The sequence below is a fragment of the Streptococcus sanguinis genome, from assembly GCF_050220005.1.
GTDB classification, from domain to species: Bacteria; Bacillota; Bacilli; order Lactobacillales; family Streptococcaceae; genus Streptococcus; species Streptococcus sanguinis_Z.
The window spans coordinates 1,844,935-1,861,614 of the sequence record NZ_CP071413.1 but is presented as its reverse complement, the minus strand read 5'-3'; the positions used below and the strand labels follow the sequence as shown (position 1 = coordinate 1,861,614).

Genomic DNA, 16,680 nt, shown 5'->3' with positions numbered 1-16,680 from the left:
TAATAGAAAAGATTAAGATTGGACTAGGGGCGATATGGACGCAAAATTAAAGTATAAGGCTAAAAAGATAAAAATTGTCTTTTTTGATATAGATGATACCTTGCGAGTCAAGGATACAGGTTTTATCCCAGATTCTATCCAGACAGTTTTCAAGCAGTTGAAAGACAAAGGAATTTTGACGGGTATTGCGTCTGGTCGAGGAATGTTTGGTGTCGTGCCGGAGCTGAGAGCTTTGCAACCAGACTTTTTCGTTACCTTGAATGGAGCCTATGTCGAAGACAGCAAAGGGAAGGTGATTTCTCAGACGGTTATCCTGTCCGATAGAGTGACATCCTATATTGCTTGGGCTCAGGAGGAAGGGATTGACTATGGTCTGGTCGGCAGCCATGGAGCAGCCTTGTCCAATCGAAATTCTCTGATTTCAGAGGCCATTGATGTGGTTTATCCAGATTTGCCTGTAAATCCAGACTTTCATTTAGACAAGGATATTTATCAGCTTTGGACTTTTGAGGATAGAGGAGATGGCCTGCAGTTGCCAGAGGCGTTAGCGGAGCATCTGCGTTTGGTTCGCTGGCATCCTCATTCGTCAGATGTCGTGCCGACAGAAGGTTCCAAGGCAGCCGGAGTTTCCAAGGTTGTCGAGCATCTGGGCTTGAAACCTGAAAATGTCATGGTTTTTGGCGACGGACTCAATGATCTGGAATTGTTTGACTATGCCGGAATTGGCATTGCCATGGGCGTTTCCCATGAAGAACTGCGAAAAAGAGCAGATTATATTACAAAAACAGTAGAAGAAGACGGTATTTTTGCCGCCTTAGAGGAGTTAGGTATGGTAGAAAAAGAATTACATTTTCCACAAGTAGAACTTGCAGCAACAGAAGGTCCAAAAGCGACTATCAAGACTAATCACGGTGACATGAAAGTTCAGCTGTTTCCAGAACAGGCACCAAAAACAGTAGCCAACTTTATTGCCCTTGCTAAAGATGGTTATTATGACGGTGTGATTTTCCACCGCATTATTCAGGACTTTATGATTCAGGGTGGCGATCCTACTGGTACCGGTATGGGCGGTCAGTCTATCTATGGTGAGAAATTTGAAGATGAGTTTTCACCTGAACTGTACAATATTCGTGGAGCTCTTTCCATGGCAAATGCTGGACCGAATACTAACGGCAGCCAATTTTTCATTGTTCAAAATAAAAATCTTCCTTATTCAGCTAAGGAATTGAGCCGCGGCGGCTGGCCTGAAGCTATCGCTGAAGTCTATGCCAGTCAGGGAGGAACACCGCATTTGGATCGGCGCCACACTGTCTTTGGTCAGCTGGCTGATGAAGCGTCCTACCAAGTTTTGGACAAGATTGCAGCTGTTGAGACGGGGGCTATGGACAAGCCTGTGGAAGATGTTGTGATTGAGACGATTGAGGTTGAAGACTGATGAAAATCGGTGATAAATTAAAAGGCAAAATCACAGGGATTCAGCCTTATGGAGCTTTTGTTGAACTGGAAAACGGAACGATTGGCTTGATTCATATCTCAGAAATTCGTCCAGGCTATATTGAAAATATCCATGATAGTGTAAAGATCGGCCAGCAAGTCTTGGTACAGGTTGTGGACTATGATGAATTTTCTGGGAAGTCCAGTCTGTCCATGCGGACCCTAGAAGAAGAAAAGCACCGTCTTCCTAGACGCCATCGCTTTTCAAATGACCGCTGTAAAATTGGTTTTGAGCCTTTAGGCAGACAGCTGCCTATCTGGATCAAAGAGGCAAAAAAATTCTTAAAAGAAGAAAAAGTTTAAAAAATATCCTGTTCTCTTATGGAACAGGATATTTTGTTATTGACTTTCAGTCTGTCTCGCTCCGTAAGGTGCGAGACAAATAAACCACCCGCTATGCGGGTGCGCATCGAAGGTTATACCAAAAAAACTCCAAACGCGATACAATAAAGGTGTTCAACCCCATTGTGAAGCGAAAGGAGAAAAATATGGCGCAAAAGGCACATAGTTTATCACACACAAAGTGGATGTGTAAATATCACATTGTGTTTACACCTAAGTATAGACGAAAAGTTATCTATAATCAATATCGAAACAGTTTGGGTGAAATATTTCACCGATTATGTAGTTATAAAGGTGTTGAAATTATCGAAGGTCACTTGATGCCGGATCATGTACATATGTTAGTAAGCATTCCACCAAGGATAAGTGTTTCTAGTTTCATGGGGTATTTAAAAGGGAAAAGTGCACTCATGATGTTTGACAAACACGCTAATCTCAAGTATAAGTTTGGGAACCGACATTTCTGGGCGGAAGGTTATTACGTGAGTACAGTAGGACTTAATGAAGCCACCATCAAGAAATATATCCAAGAGCAGGAAAAGCATGATATAGCGTTGGATAAATTGAGTGTAAAAGAATATGAGGATCCCTTTAGGGATAGTGGTAAGTAATGCAAACACCTCTTTGAGAGGATTGTGACGAGTCAAGAGCAATGAGGCTTGAACAAAGTGAAAGCCAGCGTCTTTAGGCGCTGGCTGGTGATGTGGGCTTATAGCTCTGGTGCAAACCACCCGTTAGAAGGGTGGTTATGATTTAGATAGAATTGCCATTCAAATCATATCCGACTGCTAAGTTGAAATGGACATATTTTTTAAAAAGACTAAGCATCAAATTCATAGAGAGCAGTAGATAGGTAGCGTTCGCCGTTATCAGGTGCCAGAGCAAGGACTTTTTTGCCAGCTCCTAGTTTTTTTGCTACTTCAATAGCTGCGAAAATAGCAGCAGCAGATGAAATTCCCACTAAGAAGCCTTCCTGACCGCCAATATAACGTCCGAATTCCAGTGCTTGATCAGAAGTTACGCGGACAATACCGTTGTAGGCTGCTGTATCCAAGGTCTCTGGAATGAATCCAGCTGAAAGTCCTTGGATTTTGTGAGGACCTGGCTTCTCACCAGAAAGGATAGCAGATTCGTCTGCTTCAACTGCGTAGATTTGGATGTCCGGATTAACTTTTTTGAGAGCATGAGACACACCTGAAATAGTTCCGCCAGTTCCGACACCGCCTACAAAAGCATCCAGTCCAGTTTCACCGAAAGCAGCAATAATTTCTGCTCCTGTTGTTCGTTCGTGAACCTCTGGATTGGCCGGATTATTAAACTGCAGCGGCAACCAACCATTTCGTTCTTGGGCGATTTCTTGTGCTTTTGCAATAGCCCCTTTCATTCCTTCGCTGCCCGGAGTCAAGACTAACTCAGCACCATAAGCTTGGATAATTTTGCGGCGCTCCACACTCATGGTCTCTGGCATAACAATGACAACCTTGTAGCCTTTGGCTGCTCCAACCCATGAAAGGCCAATGCCAGTATTTCCGCTGGTTGCTTCAACGATAGTATCGCCAGGCTGGATAAGGCCATCGCGTTCAGCCGCCTCAATCATGCTGAGAGCAATCCGGTCTTTAACAGAAGATCCAGGATTGAAAGCCTCTAACTTCACATAAACCTCAGCAGCTCCTTTTGGAACCAAGTTGTTCAATTTGACGATGGGAGTTTGCCCAATTAGTTCTGTAATGTTTTGATAAATACGTGACATAGAATACATACCTCAATATAATTTAATAGAATTAGTATAAAATGAAATAAGAGCTTTGTAAAATATAAAAATCCTATCAAAGTGATAGGATTTTTTTATATTAGATTAAACCATTAATTTTCAAACGATTATTATAGGCTAATTCAAATAGATATTTATATAAGGGAGCAATATCTGCTTTTTTAGGAAATTCGAACTTATGTTTCTTAGGGAACTCGTTGTGGGCTTTTAAAAAGGCATTGTCTAAATAAGTGATTGTAATTTCACTATCATCAATACCAGCTCCAGCAGTTTCCATATCAACGTCCACAATATTCATCAGAAAAATTGATTTCACAGACATCTTCCGGCCGGTTGCTCCTTGCTTGTCAGTAAAAATAATACGAATATTTGTAAATAAGATAGAGTCACGAATCAGAGTATAGCCGCTCTGGATAACTTCACCTTCAAGTAAATATTGTCCGTATTCTTTTGAAAGTTGATCAACATTTTGTTCGCTGAAATTTCCAGCTAATCCTTGCATTAATTTTCCAAATGCCATAATTTTCTCCTTTAATTTTCTTCATCTAGTATAGCATGCACCTCAACTTCTCGCAAGCCTAAGTCAGTTAGTTCTATTTTTCCGTTGAAAAATTCTGTTAAATTTCTCTTAGTGGTTTCTTTGATATTTTTGTCAATATAAATGGTTGTATCAACTAATTCTGTAAAGATAGTATCGGTTTCTTCTAAGTTTTGGACCTTCAAAAAATTCGCAAAATCCTGATATTGGCTGTAAGACAGTTTTAAGCGCAGGCCAGCTTGTTCTTTTATCTCAACCAGTCCAATCTCCTTAATAGCCAGAGCAACACTGCCGGCATAAGCTCGAATCAGGCCGCCGGCTCCTAGTTTAATACCGCCAAAATAGCGAGTAACCACAACGCAAAGATTGGTCAAATTGTGTTTTTCTAGGACTCCCAGCATAGGAACTCCGGCTGTTCCGCTGGGCTCACCATCATCGCTAGTTCGCTTTATATCACTCTTTTCCCCAATGATAAAAGCAGAGCAGTTATGAGTGGCCTTGTAATGTTCTTTTTTTATAGCAGCTATAAAAGCGCGAGCCTCTTCCTCAGAGTAAATTCTTTTTACATGGCAGATAAAGCGGGATTTTTTAATTTCCTCTTGAACCATACCATCTTCTTTAATTGTCTTAAATTCCATAACTATATTTTACAAAAAAAAGACGAATTTTGCCAAAAAATTACGAATAAATAAGTATGTTAGAGTTGCAAGATTGTTTAGGACGTATATTTACAGAGAGTCAGTTAGAGTCTAGCTTGCGAGCACAAGCAAAAGAAATTCCCAGTATCCGAGAAGAAAAAGGCAAGCTCCACTGTGGACGCTGCAACAGCTTGATTGAACGAGAAAATCAGCTACCTGTTGGAGGTTATTATTGTAGAGAATGCTTAATATTGGGCCGGGTACGGAGTGACCAAAAACTTTACTATTTTCCTCAAGAGGATTTTCCTAAAAAACAGGTGCTTAAATGGCAGGGGCAACTGACAGAGTTTCAAGGAAAGGTTTCCAAAGGATTACTTGATGCGCTAGAGAAAAGGCAGAATACGTTAGTGCATGCTGTTACTGGCGCCGGAAAAACAGAAATGATTTACCAAGTGCTTGCAAGAGTTATTGATAGAGGAGGTTCTGTCTGTCTGGCTAGCCCGCGGATTGATGTTTGTTTAGAGCTTTATCGGCGCCTTAAAGAAGATTTTTCTTGTGAAATAGCCCTTCTGCATGGGGAGTCAGAAGCTTATTTTCGCAGCCCCTTGGTGATTGCGACTACCCATCAGCTCTTAAAATTTTATCAAGCATTTGATTTACTGATTGTTGACGAGGTAGATGCTTTTCCTTATGTGGATAATCCCATGCTGTATCACGCAGTAGAGCGTTCTGTGAAAGAGGATGCTACAACTATTTTTCTGACAGCCACTTCCACGGATGAACTGGATAAAAGAGTTCAAAAAGGTCAGCTGAAGCGCCTGAGTCTTCCCAGAAGATTTCATGGAAATCCCTTGACCATCCCTCAGAAAATTTGGTTATCTGATTTTCAAAAACATCTTCAGAAGAAGAAAATAACACCTAAGCTTTTAAAATATATACAAAAACAGAGGGAGACTCAATTTCCTCTCTTGATATTTGCTGCAGAAATTCAAAGAGGAGAGGATTTTGCTCAGGCTTTGCAGATTGCTCTGCCGGATGAAAAGCTGGCTTTTGTCGCCTCCACTACAGAAAATCGTCTGGAGATTGTCGAGCAGTTTCGTCGCAAGGAGATCACTATTTTGGTGACAACGACTATCTTAGAGCGTGGGGTAACCTTTCCTGGCGTGGATGTTTTTGTCTTGGAAGCCAATCATCGCCTGTTCAGTCGTAGTGCTCTGGTTCAGATTTCAGGCCGAGTTGGCCGTAGTATGGATAGACCGACTGGACAGTTGCTATTTTTTCATGATGGGACTACCCTTGCTATGGAAAAGGCGATTCGAGAAATGAGGGATATGAATAAGGAGGCGGGATTATGACAGAGTGTCTTTTATGTAAGGAGCAAATTAAGGAGAAAGGCAGTTTTTTACGGCTTTTTCTATTAAAAAAAGAAGGACCAAGCTGCTGCTCTACTTGTTATCAAAATTTTGAACACATATCTGAAGAGCATTGCCCTCGTTGCTTTCGCAATGGAAAATCAGATTTATGTACAGATTGCCAAAAATGGGAGGAAGAGGGGAATCAAGTCCAGCATCAGTCACTATTTACCTATAATGAAGCAATGAAGGAATATTTCAGTCAATACAAGTTTCAGGGAGACTATGTATTGCGTTTTGTATTTGCAAAAGCAGCTAAAAAAGCAGTCAAAATGTTTAGAGAGCATATCATTGTTCCGATTCCAGTCAGTATCGAAAAATTTCAAGTAAGAGGATTTAATCAAGTGCAGGGGATTTTAGATGCTGCAAACTTGTCATATAGAAATATCTTGGAGAAAAAAGACACCCTGGCACAGTCGAGTAAGACACGTGAGGAGCGTCTGCAGACGCAGCAGGCTTTTAAAATTAAGAATGGAGTTGATTTGCCGGATAAAATTTTGCTGGTTGATGATATCTATACGACTGGAAAAACCTTGCAATTAGCCAAGCAAATCTTGCTGGAAGCAGGAGTGAAAGAAATTTTGACATTTTCAATCGCAAGATAAGAAAAAATTTGCAAAAAAGGAATGAAAGCGTTATAATGATATTATAAATAAAACATTTATGTTTAGAAAGAAGGTACTTATATGCTTAAATATAGTATCCGTGGTGAAAACCTAGAAGTAACAGATGCTCTCCGTGACTACGTAGTTTCTAAACTTGAGAAGATTGAGAAGTATTTCCAAGCAGAGCAAGAACTTGATGCGCGTGTGAACCTCAAGGTTTACCGTGAAAAGACTGCGAAAGTGGAAGTAACAATTCCGCTAGGCTCCATCACTCTTCGTGCAGAAGATATCTCTCAGGACATGTATGGATCAATTGATTTGGTCACAGATAAGATTGAGCGCCAAATCCGCAAAAACAAGACTAAGATTGAAAGAAAGAATCGCAATAAGGTTGCTACAAGTCAGCTTTTCACAGATTCCTTTGCTGAGGAAGCAGAAGAAGTTCCGTCAAAAGTTGTCCGTTCAAAACACATAGATTTGAAGCCGATGGACTTGGAAGAAGCGATTCTGCAAATGGATTTATTGGGACATGATTTCTTTATCTATTCCGATGCAGAGGACAGCAGCACGAATGTAATATATCGTCGTGAGGATGGAGATATTGGTCTTTTAGAGGTTAAATAAAGTAAGAAAAGAGGGTTGAGAGCAGTTTTCTCAACCTTTTTAGATTATAGAAAGTCATACACTCAGGTGACATAAACCAGCTTTCTGCTCACAAAGAAATTAACTTTATACTTAGAACTGAAAAATAAACTTTTAAAAAAATAAAAAAAGATTAAAAAAGGTATTGACAGGTAGTAGGTATAGGTGATATACTAATATAGTTGTCGCGAAAGACAAAGCCCTTTGAAAACTGAACAAGACGAACCAAGTGCAGGGTGACATAGAGATATGTAACCTGTCAAAAAAACGAGAAAATAAATCTGTCAGTGGACAGTAATGAGTGCGAACTCAAACTTTTTAATGAGAGTTTGATCCTGGCTCAGGACGAACGCTGGCGGCGTGCCTAATACATGCAAGTAGAACGCTGAAGAGAGGAGCTTGCTCTTCTTGGATGAGTTGCGAACGGGTGAGTAACGCGTAGGTAACCTGCCTGGTAGCGGGGGATAACTATTGGAAACGATAGCTAATACCGCATAAAATTGATTATTGCATGATAATTAATTGAAAGATGCAATTGCATCACTACCAGATGGACCTGCGTTGTATTAGCTAGTTGGTGAGGTAACGGCTCACCAAGGCGACGATACATAGCCGACCTGAGAGGGTGATCGGCCACACTGGGACTGAGACACGGCCCAGACTCCTACGGGAGGCAGCAGTAGGGAATCTTCGGCAATGGGGGGAACCCTGACCGAGCAACGCCGCGTGAGTGAAGAAGGTTTTCGGATCGTAAAGCTCTGTTGTAAGAGAAGAACGGGTGTGAGAGTGGAAAGTTCACACTGTGACGGTATCTTACCAGAAAGGGACGGCTAACTACGTGCCAGCAGCCGCGGTAATACGTAGGTCCCGAGCGTTGTCCGGATTTATTGGGCGTAAAGCGAGCGCAGGCGGTTAGATAAGTCTGAAGTTAAAGGCTGTGGCTTAACCATAGTATGCTTTGGAAACTGTTTAACTTGAGTGCAGAAGGGGAGAGTGGAATTCCATGTGTAGCGGTGAAATGCGTAGATATATGGAGGAACACCGGTGGCGAAAGCGGCTCTCTGGTCTGTAACTGACGCTGAGGCTCGAAAGCGTGGGGAGCAAACAGGATTAGATACCCTGGTAGTCCACGCCGTAAACGATGAGTGCTAGGTGTTAGGCCCTTTCCGGGGCTTAGTGCCGCAGCTAACGCATTAAGCACTCCGCCTGGGGAGTACGACCGCAAGGTTGAAACTCAAAGGAATTGACGGGGGCCCGCACAAGCGGTGGAGCATGTGGTTTAATTCGAAGCAACGCGAAGAACCTTACCAGGTCTTGACATCCCTCTGACCGCTCTAGAGATAGAGTTTTCCTTCGGGACAGAGGTGACAGGTGGTGCATGGTTGTCGTCAGCTCGTGTCGTGAGATGTTGGGTTAAGTCCCGCAACGAGCGCAACCCCTATTGTTAGTTGCCATCATTGAGTTGGGCACTCTAGCGAGACTGCCGGTAATAAACCGGAGGAAGGTGGGGATGACGTCAAATCATCATGCCCCTTATGACCTGGGCTACACACGTGCTACAATGGCTGGTACAACGAGTCGCAAGCCGGTGACGGCAAGCTAATCTCTGAAAGCCAGTCTCAGTTCGGATTGTAGGCTGCAACTCGCCTACATGAAGTCGGAATCGCTAGTAATCGCGGATCAGCACGCCGCGGTGAATACGTTCCCGGGCCTTGTACACACCGCCCGTCACACCACGAGAGTTTGTAACACCCGAAGTCGGTGAGGTAACCGTAAGGAGCCAGCCGCCTAAGGTGGGATAGATGATTGGGGTGAAGTCGTAACAAGGTAGCCGTATCGGAAGGTGCGGCTGGATCACCTCCTTTCTAAGGAGTCCGTAAGGACACACGGAATGCACTTGAGTCTTGTTTAGTTTTGAGAGGGCTATGTGGGGCCTTAGCTCAGCTGGGAGAGCGCCTGCTTTGCACGCAGGAGGTCAGCGGTTCGATCCCGCTAGGCTCCATTATCTAGTTTGACTAGATAAAGAACTTGTCCATTGAAAATTGAATACCGATATCAAATAGTAACAAGAAAATAAACCGAAAACGCTGTAAAAATTAATGAGTTTAAGACTGAAAGGTCAAAAATAAGGTTAAGTTAGTAAGGGCGCACGGTGGATGCCTTGGCACTAGGAGCCGATGAAGGACGTGACAAACGACGAAATGCCTCGGGGAGCTGTAAGTAAGCACTTGATCCGGGGGTGTCCGAATGGGGGAACCCAACAGGTTGATGCCTGTTACCCATTTCTGTTAAGGGAATGAGGAGGAAGACGCAGTGAACTGAAACATCTAAGTAGCTGCAGGAAGAGAAAGCAAAAGCGATTGCCTTAGTAGCGGCGAGCGAAGAGGCAGGAGGGCAAACCGAAGAGTTTACTCTTCGGGGTTGTAGGACTGCAATGTGGACTCAGAATTTATAGAAGAATGACTTGGGAAAGTCAGCCAAAGAGAGTAAGAGCCTCGTATTTTAAATAGATTCTGTACCTAGCAGTATCCTGAGTACGGCGGGACACGTGAAATCCCGTCGGAATCTGGGAGGACCATCTCCCAACCCTAAATACTCCCTAGTGACCGATAGTGAACCAGTACCGTGAGGGAAAGGTGAAAAGCACCCCGGGAGGGGAGTGAAATAGAACCTGAAACCGTGTGCCTACAACAAGTTCGAGCCCGTTAATGGGTGAGAGCGTGCCTTTTGTAGAATGAACCGGCGAGTTACGTTATGATGCGAGGTTAAGTTGAAGAGACGGAGCCGTAGGGAAACCGAGTCTGAATAGGGCGCTTTAGTATCATGATGTAGACCCGAAACCATGTGACCTACCCATGAGCAGGTTGAAGGTGCGGTAAAACGCACTGGAGGACCGAACCAGGGCACGTTGAAAAGTGCTTGGATGACTTGTGGGTAGCGGAGAAATTCCAAACGAACTTGGAGATAGCTGGTTCTCTCCGAAATAGCTTTAGGGCTAGCGTCGACATAAAGATTCTTGGAGGTAGAGCACTGTTTGGGTGAGGGGTCCATCCCGGATTACCAATCTCAGATAAACTCCGAATGCCAATGAATTATGGTCGGCAGTCAGACTGCGAGTGCTAAGATCCGTAGTCGAAAGGGAAACAGCCCAGACCACCAGCTAAGGTCCCAAAATAATTGTTAAGTGGAAAAGGATGTGGGGTTGCACAGACAACTAGGATGTTAGCTTAGAAGCAGCTATTCATTCAAAGAGTGCGTAATAGCTCACTAGTCGAGTGACCCTGCGCCGAAAATGTACCGGGGCTAAAACAATTTACCGAAGCTGTGGATACCTTTTATAGGTATGGTAGGAGAGCGTTCTATGTGTGGAGAAGGTGTACCGTGAGGAGTGCTGGAACGCATAGAAGTGAGAATGCCGGTATGAGTAGCGCAAGACAGGTGAGAATCCTGTCCACCGTAAGACTAAGGTTTCCAGGGGAAGGCTCGTCCGCCCTGGGTTAGTCGGGACCTAAGGAGAGACCGAAAGGTGTATCCGATGGCCAACAGGTTGAGATTCCTGTACTAGAGTATGAAGTGATGGAGGGACGCAGTAGGCTAACTCGTGCGTACGAATGGATGTACGTCTAAGCAGTGAGGCGTGGTATGAGTCAAATGCTTATACCTCTAACGTTGAGCTGTGATGGGGAGCGAAGTTTAGTAGCGAGTGAGTGATGTCACACTGCCAAGAAAAGCTTCTAGCGTTGTATCATACTCTACCCGTACCGCAAACCGACACAGGTAGTCGAGGCGAGTAGCCTCAGGTGAGCGAGAGAACTCTCGTTAAGGAACTCGGCAAAATGACCCCGTAACTTCGGGAGAAGGGGTGCTGACTTTTGTCAGCCGCAGTGAATAGGCCCAAGCAACTGTTTATCAAAAACACAGCTCTCTGCTAAATCGTAAGATGATGTATAGGGGGTGACGCCTGCCCGGTGCTGGAAGGTTAAGAGGAGTGCTTAGCGGTAACGCGAAGGTATGAATTGAAGCCCCAGTAAACGGCGGCCGTAACTATAACGGTCCTAAGGTAGCGAAATTCCTTGTCGGGTAAGTTCCGACCCGCACGAAAGGCGTAATGATTTGGGCACTGTCTCAACGAGAGACTCGGTGAAATTTTAGTACCTGTGAAGATGCAGGTTACCCGCGACAGGACGGAAAGACCCCATGGAGCTTTACTGCAGTTTGATATTGAGTGTCTGTGCCACATGTACAGGATAGGTAGGAGCCTATGAAATCGGGACGCCAGTTTCGATGGAGGCGTTGTTGGGATACTACCCTTGTGTTATGGCCACTCTAACCCGGTAGGTTTATCATCTACGGAGACAGTGTCTGACGGGCAGTTTGACTGGGGCGGTCGCCTCCTAAAAGGTAACGGAGGCGCCCAAAGGTTCCCTCAGACTGGTTGGAAATCAGTCGCAGAGTGTAAAGGTATAAGGGAGCTTGACTGCGAGAGCTACAACTCGAGCAGGGACGAAAGTCGGGCTTAGTGATCCGGTGGTTCCGCATGGAAGGGCCATCGCTCAACGGATAAAAGCTACCCTGGGGATAACAGGCTTATCTCCCCCAAGAGTTCACATCGACGGGGAGGTTTGGCACCTCGATGTCGGCTCGTCGCATCCTGGGGCTGTAGTCGGTCCCAAGGGTTGGGCTGTTCGCCCATTAAAGCGGCACGCGAGCTGGGTTCAGAACGTCGTGAGACAGTTCGGTCCCTATCCGTCGCGGGCGTAGGAAATTTGAGAGGATCTGCTCCTAGTACGAGAGGACCAGAGTGGACTTACCGCTGGTGTACCAGTTGTTCTGCCAAGAGCATCGCTGGGTAGCTATGTAGGGAAGGGATAAACGCTGAAAGCATCTAAGTGTGAAACCCACCTCAAGATGAGATTTCCCATAACGCAAGTTAGTAAGAGCCCTGAGAGAAGATCAGGTTGATAGGTTAGGAGTGGAAGTGTGGTGACACATGGAGCGGACTAATACTAATCGCTCGAGGACTTATCCTAGAATAAGTGATTCATCAGAGTGCAGCGGATGGTTTAGAGGAATGTTAGATTTGATATTGTATTCAATTTTGAGTTGACAAGACTTGTCTGAGAGGACAGGACAGTTAATTCAATAGTTAAGTGACGATAGCCTAGGAGATACACCTGTACCCATGCCGAACACAGCAGTTAAGCCCTAGAACGCCGGAAGTAGTTGGGGGTTGCCCCCTGTGAGATATGGTAGTCGCTTAGCGAAGGGAGTTTAGCTCAGCTGGGAGAGCATCTGCCTTACAAGCAGAGGGTCAGCGGTTCGATCCCGTTAACTCCCATATTCTGAAAAGAATAGGTCCCGTAGTGTAGCGGTTATCACGTCGCCCTGTCACGGCGAAGATCGCGGGTTCGATTCCCGTCGGGACCGTTGAAGTCGAGACGATTTCAAAAGTAAGAGACTCGTTAGCTCAGTTGGTAGAGCATTTGACTTTTAATCAAAGGGTCACTGGTTCGAGCCCAGTACGGGTCATAAGAGCGGGTTTGGCGGAATTGGCAGACGCACCAGATTTAGGATCTGGCGCTTTAGGGCGTGGGGGTTCAAGTCCCTTAACCCGCATATAAGATAATAATGAGCCGGCTTAGCTCAGTTGGTAGAGCATCTGATTTGTAATCAGAGGGTCGCGTGTTCAAGTCATGTAGCCGGCATTTTTGAATAGGATGCGAACGTAGTTCAGTGGTAGAACATCACCTTGCCAAGGTGGGGGTCGCGGGTTCGAATCCCGTCGTTCGCTTGAGGCGGCCGGGGTGGCGGAACTGGCAGACGCACAGGACTTAAAATCCTGCGATTGGTAACGATCGTACCGGTTCGATTCCGGTCCTCGGCATAGACTTGTAAGAGGCAGTAGAAGAAGATGAGCACCCTTAGCTCAACTGGATAGAGTACCTGACTACGAATCAGGCGGTTAGAGGTTCGACTCCTCTAGGGTGCATTAAATTATTTAATTTTTTCTTAAGTTTTGCTATACTGAATTTAGTATGAATACTGAGCACCCTTAGCTCAACTGGATAGAGTACCTGACTACGAATCAGGCGGTTAGAGGTTCGACTCCTCTAGGGTGCATTTGGAAGCGAAGTCTTAGGGCTCCGTTTTTAGATTGTTTAAACATCGGGAAGTAGCTCAGCTTGGTAGAGTACTTGGTTTGGGACCAAGGTGTCGCAGGTTCGAATCCTGTCTTCCCGACTAGATAACATAGATGATAGATGTACTAATCTATCTTTTTTGTTTTTAAGAAAACTGTATTTACAGTATTTATGACTTAGCTTACATAGGATTTAATTAGCGATAGAATCTTTTAGAACTTCTGGTTTTGTCTCTTTATATAATCCTATTTGAAAGCAAGGGATTTGATTATTCAACTAGGTTTAGTTTGATTTTAAAGTCTAGTGTTCCAGAAGTTTAGTTTGTATCAAGCTGCTGAAATGTACTTTTCATTTGATATTAGTGATATTAAAGATAAAAACCTCTGATAGCAGTATTTGTTGCTTTCAGAGGTTTTTATATGTGCTGAGTTTGATTTACTACATCAAAGAGTATTCGTCAGATAGCATAATGGTTTCTTTGCCCTTGTTATCAACGATGTAGACTTTTCTGGGAAAGAAAGGGTCAAATTGATAGTTTAAGTCAAATGAAATAATAGTGTTGAAATTTTTTTGTGAGAATCGTAGGGATACCCTTCCTTGTCGGTTGATGATTTCGAACTTGAGGACTGGGCGAAGTTCAAAGACCCCTTTGAGATTGTTATCAATGATGTACCAGAATGAATCGACAATTTCTTCAGGGAGGCTCGTCATGATGCCAAAGCTAGCATATCGGCCGAGAGTATTTGTAAATGCCATGGGAGACTCCTTTCTTACGGTCTGGATTTTCTTATATGATACCCGAAAATGCTTGAGATTGCAAGAATTTGACCTTTGGTGAGACCGAATTAGATAAAAGAAAAAGAGCTTACGCTCTTTGACAACTTTATCGATTCTTTAGTTCAACATAACGTTTGTACCAAATATTGACATAAGCATCTGAAAATGGACCTCTTCCGTTGTTAATCCAATCAACTAGGATTTTGACATTTTCTTTGAGAATGAAATCCAAATCATCAGAATAGTGCATCTGCTTTTTGTGGCGTTCATATTCTTCTACATCCAACAGGCGTTTTTCACCATCAGCAAAGACTTTGACGTCTAAATCATAGTCAATGTATTTTAGTGCTTCATTATCCAGATAGTAAGGACTGGCTAGGTTGCAGTAGTATGAAGTTCCATTGTCGCGAATCATGGCAATGATATTAAACCAGTATTTTTTATGAAAATAGACAATGGCTGGTTCACGTGTTACCCAACGTCGGCCATCACTTTCTGTTACCAGTGTGTGGTCATTAACGCCAATAATGGCGTTTTCTGTTGTCTTTAGTACCATGGTATCTCGCCAGGTGCGGTGAAGATTCCCATCATGCTTATAACTTTGAATTGTAATAAAGTCGCCTTCTTTTGGAAGTTTCATAACTTACCAACTTTCTACAATTTATAAGTTTATCTTCTTTATTGTAACATATTTTCATAGAAATGCATAAGTTTTCATAGAAAATCTTAAAGATATTCTCTCAGAGCGCTAGCGATGTCGGAGAAATTATAGCCTTTGCGAGCTAGAGCTTGGGTCAGACGCTGTTTTAAGTCATAGCCGTCGTACTTTTTTGAGTACTTGCGGTATTGCTTGTCTAGCTCTTTATAGAGCAACTCTTGTTGGTTTTCTTGGTCCTCTTCGATTTTCAAATGTTGATAGGCGGTTTTTGCTTGGCTATAGGAAAAACCTTTGTTTATCAAGGATTGAAGAATTTTATCTTGTAAGGCCTTGCTGGGCATTTTCCCTTGGTGTTTTTTGAGCAGCTTTTCGGCAACCTTGTCTGTTAGTTCAGCGAAATCAAACTGGCTCAATTCTTCCTCTATGATAGTGCTAGAAATCCCTTTTTGACTGAGTTTTTGCTTTAGAACAAAAGCGCCTTTATCACCAGTGAGAAGGTTGGATTGGATAAAAGAATGAGCATACTTTCTATCATTAATCCAACTATCCTTTTTTAGATTGTCCAGGACCTGGCTGATGATTTCTGGTTGGATGTCGTGCTGTGTTAAGTAGTCTTTAACTTCCTTAGTAGTTCTTTGCTTGAAGGAGAGATGGTAGAGAGCTAGATTTTTTCCGTAAGAAAATTGGGCATAGTCTTGAATTTCTGATAGCTCCTGCTCTGTGATTTCCATTCCTTTAGACAGCATGAAGCGGACGATGGTGTCTTCTGTAATATAGAGCTTTTCACTGCCGTCCAACTCCAAGAGGTAGAGTCTTTTTTTCTTTTCGATTTTTGTGATTTTCATAAGAGATTTTGGTAGAATCCTTTCTTTTAGCCAAATGCTTCAAAGGCAGCTATCAAGCGCAGTTTGTCTGTATCAACATCCTTCCTGCCATAGTAGTCAAGAAAGAGCTCTGCGTATCTAGGATCAGATAAATTATAAGTAAGAGACCAGATGGCCCAGTAAAGGTCAATGTGGCGATCACTAAGGCCAGCGAGGCCAACGTCAATAAAGCAGGAGAAGGTTGTTGCGTCTTTCAGAATGAAATTAGGCAAGCAGGCATCTCCATGGATCAAGGCATCCACCGTCAGTAAGTGTCCCTGCTCTTGGATAAGCTGGTATGCTTCCTCACGACTTGAGATGTGAAATTGAGGCAGCAAGGCTTTTTGATAAAAGCAACCTTTCCGATAATTTTCCGTTGCTTGCTCTTTATAGTGTTGGAGGCGATGCTGGATTGGGAAATGCTGGGGTTGGATGCTGTGAAGTCTTTTGAGTGCTGCAGCCATCGTTTGGCAAAGTTCTTCTGGCTGTTGGAGAAAGGCTAGGGCGTCCTTGCCCTCGGCTTCTTTAGTCAGCAGGTAGTCTTTATCTGCTGTCAGGTAGTGGATGACAGGTACACCGAGTCCTTGCTTCTCAAACCATTTGGCAAGTGTAGCTTCTTGGGCTAACTGGTCTTTTTGGTCGATTTTCAAATAATAGCCCGTATCGGTATAGAAAACACTGGCTGCAGAATGTGAGGAGCTGTCGTAAAAATTGGCTCCCTCTAGATAAGTTCGTATTTGCTCAGGGAAATGGGCTAGTGGAAGGGATATTTTTTCTGCTTTCATACTTTTATTGTAACA

13 protein-coding genes, 11 tRNA genes and 3 rRNA genes are annotated in these 16,680 nt (G+C 43.7%); 20 read left to right on the top strand and 7 right to left on the bottom strand.

From position 1 onward, the window contains the following. Nucleotides 1-34 precede the first annotated feature (34 nt). From J1C86_RS09130 to tnpA, 3 genes are all read left to right on the top strand, one after another. Nucleotides 35-1,435: a bifunctional Cof-type HAD-IIB family hydrolase/peptidylprolyl isomerase gene (locus J1C86_RS09130; RefSeq protein ID WP_125409530.1), complete on the top strand. Its 1,401-nt coding sequence runs from the start codon at nucleotides 35-37 to the stop codon at nucleotides 1,433-1,435. Continuing rightward, on the top strand, nucleotides 1,435-1,797 hold the full coding sequence (locus tag J1C86_RS09125) for a S1 RNA-binding domain-containing protein (protein ID WP_002901252.1): 363 nt from the start codon (nucleotides 1,435-1,437) through the stop codon (nucleotides 1,795-1,797). The genes J1C86_RS09130 and J1C86_RS09125 overlap by 1 nt, the downstream gene beginning before the upstream one ends. Before the next feature lie 185 nt (nucleotides 1,798-1,982). Beyond that, on the top strand, nucleotides 1,983-2,447 hold the full coding sequence (gene tnpA / locus J1C86_RS09120; RefSeq protein WP_125408167.1) for an IS200/IS605 family transposase: 465 nt from the start codon (nucleotides 1,983-1,985) through the stop codon (nucleotides 2,445-2,447). Nucleotides 2,448-2,656: 209 nt separating this feature from the next. On the opposite strand, the gene cysK is transcribed toward tnpA, so the two are convergent. The 3 genes from cysK to J1C86_RS09105 form a co-directional block, all read right to left on the bottom strand. Further along, nucleotides 2,657-3,586, bottom strand: a complete 930-nt coding sequence (gene cysK, locus J1C86_RS09115; RefSeq protein ID WP_125408169.1) for a cysteine synthase A — start codon at nucleotides 3,584-3,586, stop codon at nucleotides 2,657-2,659. Nucleotides 3,587-3,686: 100 nt separating this feature from the next. Next, nucleotides 3,687-4,127 (bottom strand): PH domain-containing protein, encoded by a 441-nt coding sequence (locus tag J1C86_RS09110; RefSeq protein WP_002911311.1) that lies wholly within the window; start codon nucleotides 4,125-4,127, stop codon nucleotides 3,687-3,689. 11 nt (nucleotides 4,128-4,138) lie between these two features. Then, nucleotides 4,139-4,783: a YigZ family protein gene (locus J1C86_RS09105; protein WP_125408171.1), complete on the bottom strand. Its 645-nt coding sequence runs from the start codon at nucleotides 4,781-4,783 to the stop codon at nucleotides 4,139-4,141. A gap of 56 nt (nucleotides 4,784-4,839) precedes the next feature. On the opposite strand from J1C86_RS09105, the gene J1C86_RS09100 reads away from it, so the two are divergent. From J1C86_RS09100 to J1C86_RS09020, 17 genes are all read left to right on the top strand, one after another. Beyond that, nucleotides 4,840-6,138: a DEAD/DEAH box helicase gene (locus J1C86_RS09100; RefSeq protein WP_125408173.1), complete on the top strand. Its 1,299-nt coding sequence runs from the start codon at nucleotides 4,840-4,842 to the stop codon at nucleotides 6,136-6,138. Then, nucleotides 6,135-6,800, top strand: coding sequence for a ComF family protein (locus J1C86_RS09095; RefSeq protein ID WP_125408175.1), 666 nt, complete (start codon nucleotides 6,135-6,137; stop codon nucleotides 6,798-6,800). Before J1C86_RS09100 ends, J1C86_RS09095 begins: the two co-directional genes overlap by 4 nt. Before the next feature lie 81 nt (nucleotides 6,801-6,881). After that, nucleotides 6,882-7,424, top strand: a complete 543-nt coding sequence (gene hpf, locus J1C86_RS09090) for a ribosome hibernation-promoting factor, HPF/YfiA family (protein WP_002903257.1) — start codon at nucleotides 6,882-6,884, stop codon at nucleotides 7,422-7,424. A gap of 335 nt (nucleotides 7,425-7,759) precedes the next feature. Then, nucleotides 7,760-9,307 (top strand): 16S ribosomal RNA (locus J1C86_RS09085). A 64-nt stretch (nucleotides 9,308-9,371) separates the two neighbouring features. Further along, nucleotides 9,372-9,444 (top strand) — tRNA-Ala (locus J1C86_RS09080). 127 nt (nucleotides 9,445-9,571) lie between these two features. Next, nucleotides 9,572-12,472: ribosomal RNA gene (locus J1C86_RS09075) — 23S ribosomal RNA — on the top strand. Nucleotides 12,473-12,588: 116 nt separating this feature from the next. Then, nucleotides 12,589-12,704: ribosomal RNA gene (rrf, locus tag J1C86_RS09070) — 5S ribosomal RNA — on the top strand. Together the 16S, 23S and 5S rRNA genes with 11 tRNA genes alongside form the textbook arrangement of a ribosomal RNA operon. A 3-nt stretch (nucleotides 12,705-12,707) precedes the next feature. Next, nucleotides 12,708-12,780 (top strand) — tRNA-Val (locus J1C86_RS09065). A 16-nt stretch (nucleotides 12,781-12,796) separates the two neighbouring features. Further along, nucleotides 12,797-12,869: transfer RNA gene (locus J1C86_RS09060), tRNA-Asp, on the top strand. 29 nt (nucleotides 12,870-12,898) lie between these two features. After that, nucleotides 12,899-12,971 (top strand) — tRNA-Lys (locus J1C86_RS09055). A gap of 5 nt (nucleotides 12,972-12,976) precedes the next feature. Then, a tRNA-Leu gene (locus J1C86_RS09050) sits at nucleotides 12,977-13,058 on the top strand. Between the two features lie 16 nt (nucleotides 13,059-13,074). After that, a tRNA-Thr gene (locus tag J1C86_RS09045) sits at nucleotides 13,075-13,147 on the top strand. Nucleotides 13,148-13,161: 14 nt separating this feature from the next. Beyond that, a tRNA-Gly gene (locus J1C86_RS09040) sits at nucleotides 13,162-13,233 on the top strand. A 7-nt stretch (nucleotides 13,234-13,240) separates the two neighbouring features. Continuing rightward, nucleotides 13,241-13,326, top strand: a tRNA-Leu gene (locus J1C86_RS09035). Nucleotides 13,327-13,357: 31 nt separating this feature from the next. After that, a tRNA-Arg gene (locus tag J1C86_RS09030) sits at nucleotides 13,358-13,431 on the top strand. Between the two features lie 57 nt (nucleotides 13,432-13,488). Then, nucleotides 13,489-13,562, top strand: a tRNA-Arg gene (locus J1C86_RS09025). Nucleotides 13,563-13,608: 46 nt separating this feature from the next. After that, nucleotides 13,609-13,682 (top strand) — tRNA-Pro (locus J1C86_RS09020). 338 nt (nucleotides 13,683-14,020) lie between these two features. On the opposite strand, the gene J1C86_RS09015 is transcribed toward J1C86_RS09020, so the two are convergent. The 4 genes from J1C86_RS09015 to J1C86_RS09000 all read right to left on the bottom strand — a co-directional run bounded on the left by J1C86_RS09015 (nucleotide 14,021) and on the right by J1C86_RS09000 (nucleotide 16,665). Beyond that, the gene (locus J1C86_RS09015) at nucleotides 14,021-14,338 is read right to left on the bottom strand and encodes a DUF960 domain-containing protein (RefSeq protein ID WP_002899683.1); all 318 of its coding nucleotides are present in this window, start codon (nucleotides 14,336-14,338) and stop codon (nucleotides 14,021-14,023) included. A gap of 127 nt (nucleotides 14,339-14,465) precedes the next feature. Further along, nucleotides 14,466-14,999, bottom strand: a complete 534-nt coding sequence (ntdP, locus tag J1C86_RS09010) for a nucleoside tri-diphosphate phosphatase (protein WP_002896978.1) — start codon at nucleotides 14,997-14,999, stop codon at nucleotides 14,466-14,468. 86 nt (nucleotides 15,000-15,085) lie between these two features. Beyond that, complete coding sequence (recX, locus tag J1C86_RS09005) at nucleotides 15,086-15,862, bottom strand: recombination regulator RecX (RefSeq protein ID WP_125407922.1); 777 nt, start codon at nucleotides 15,860-15,862, stop codon at nucleotides 15,086-15,088. Between the two features lie 26 nt (nucleotides 15,863-15,888). Beyond that, entirely contained in the window at nucleotides 15,889-16,665 is a 777-nt protein-coding gene (locus J1C86_RS09000; RefSeq protein ID WP_125407924.1) for an aminoglycoside 3'-phosphotransferase, read from the bottom strand. Nucleotides 16,666-16,680 lie beyond the last annotated feature (15 nt).

Bases quoted from the DNA above. Each gene is read 5' to 3' on its own strand.
- J1C86_RS09105 (WP_125408171.1), bottom strand. From the start codon at position 4,783: ATGGAATTTAAGACAATTAAAGAAGATGGTATGGTTCAAGAGGAAATT.
- J1C86_RS09095 (WP_125408175.1), top strand. From the start codon at position 6,135: ATGACAGAGTGTCTTTTATGTAAGGAGCAAATTAAGGAGAAAGGCAGT.
- J1C86_RS09000 (WP_125407924.1), bottom strand. From the start codon at position 16,665: ATGAAAGCAGAAAAAATATCCCTTCCACTAGCCCATTTCCCTGAGCAA.
- hpf (WP_002903257.1), top strand. From the start codon at position 6,882: ATGCTTAAATATAGTATCCGTGGTGAAAACCTAGAAGTAACAGATGCT.
- J1C86_RS09015 (WP_002899683.1), bottom strand. From the start codon at position 14,338: ATGGCATTTACAAATACTCTCGGCCGATATGCTAGCTTTGGCATCATG.
- J1C86_RS09125 (WP_002901252.1), top strand. From the start codon at position 1,435: ATGAAAATCGGTGATAAATTAAAAGGCAAAATCACAGGGATTCAGCCT.
- J1C86_RS09110 (WP_002911311.1), bottom strand. From the start codon at position 4,127: ATGGCATTTGGAAAATTAATGCAAGGATTAGCTGGAAATTTCAGCGAA.
- recX (WP_125407922.1), bottom strand. From the start codon at position 15,862: ATGAAAATCACAAAAATCGAAAAGAAAAAAAGACTCTACCTCTTGGAG.
- J1C86_RS09100 (WP_125408173.1), top strand. From the start codon at position 4,840: ATGTTAGAGTTGCAAGATTGTTTAGGACGTATATTTACAGAGAGTCAG.
- tnpA (WP_125408167.1), top strand. From the start codon at position 1,983: ATGGCGCAAAAGGCACATAGTTTATCACACACAAAGTGGATGTGTAAA.
- cysK (WP_125408169.1), bottom strand. From the start codon at position 3,586: ATGTCACGTATTTATCAAAACATTACAGAACTAATTGGGCAAACTCCC.
- J1C86_RS09130 (WP_125409530.1), top strand. From the start codon at position 35: ATGGACGCAAAATTAAAGTATAAGGCTAAAAAGATAAAAATTGTCTTT.
- ntdP (WP_002896978.1), bottom strand. From the start codon at position 14,999: ATGAAACTTCCAAAAGAAGGCGACTTTATTACAATTCAAAGTTATAAG.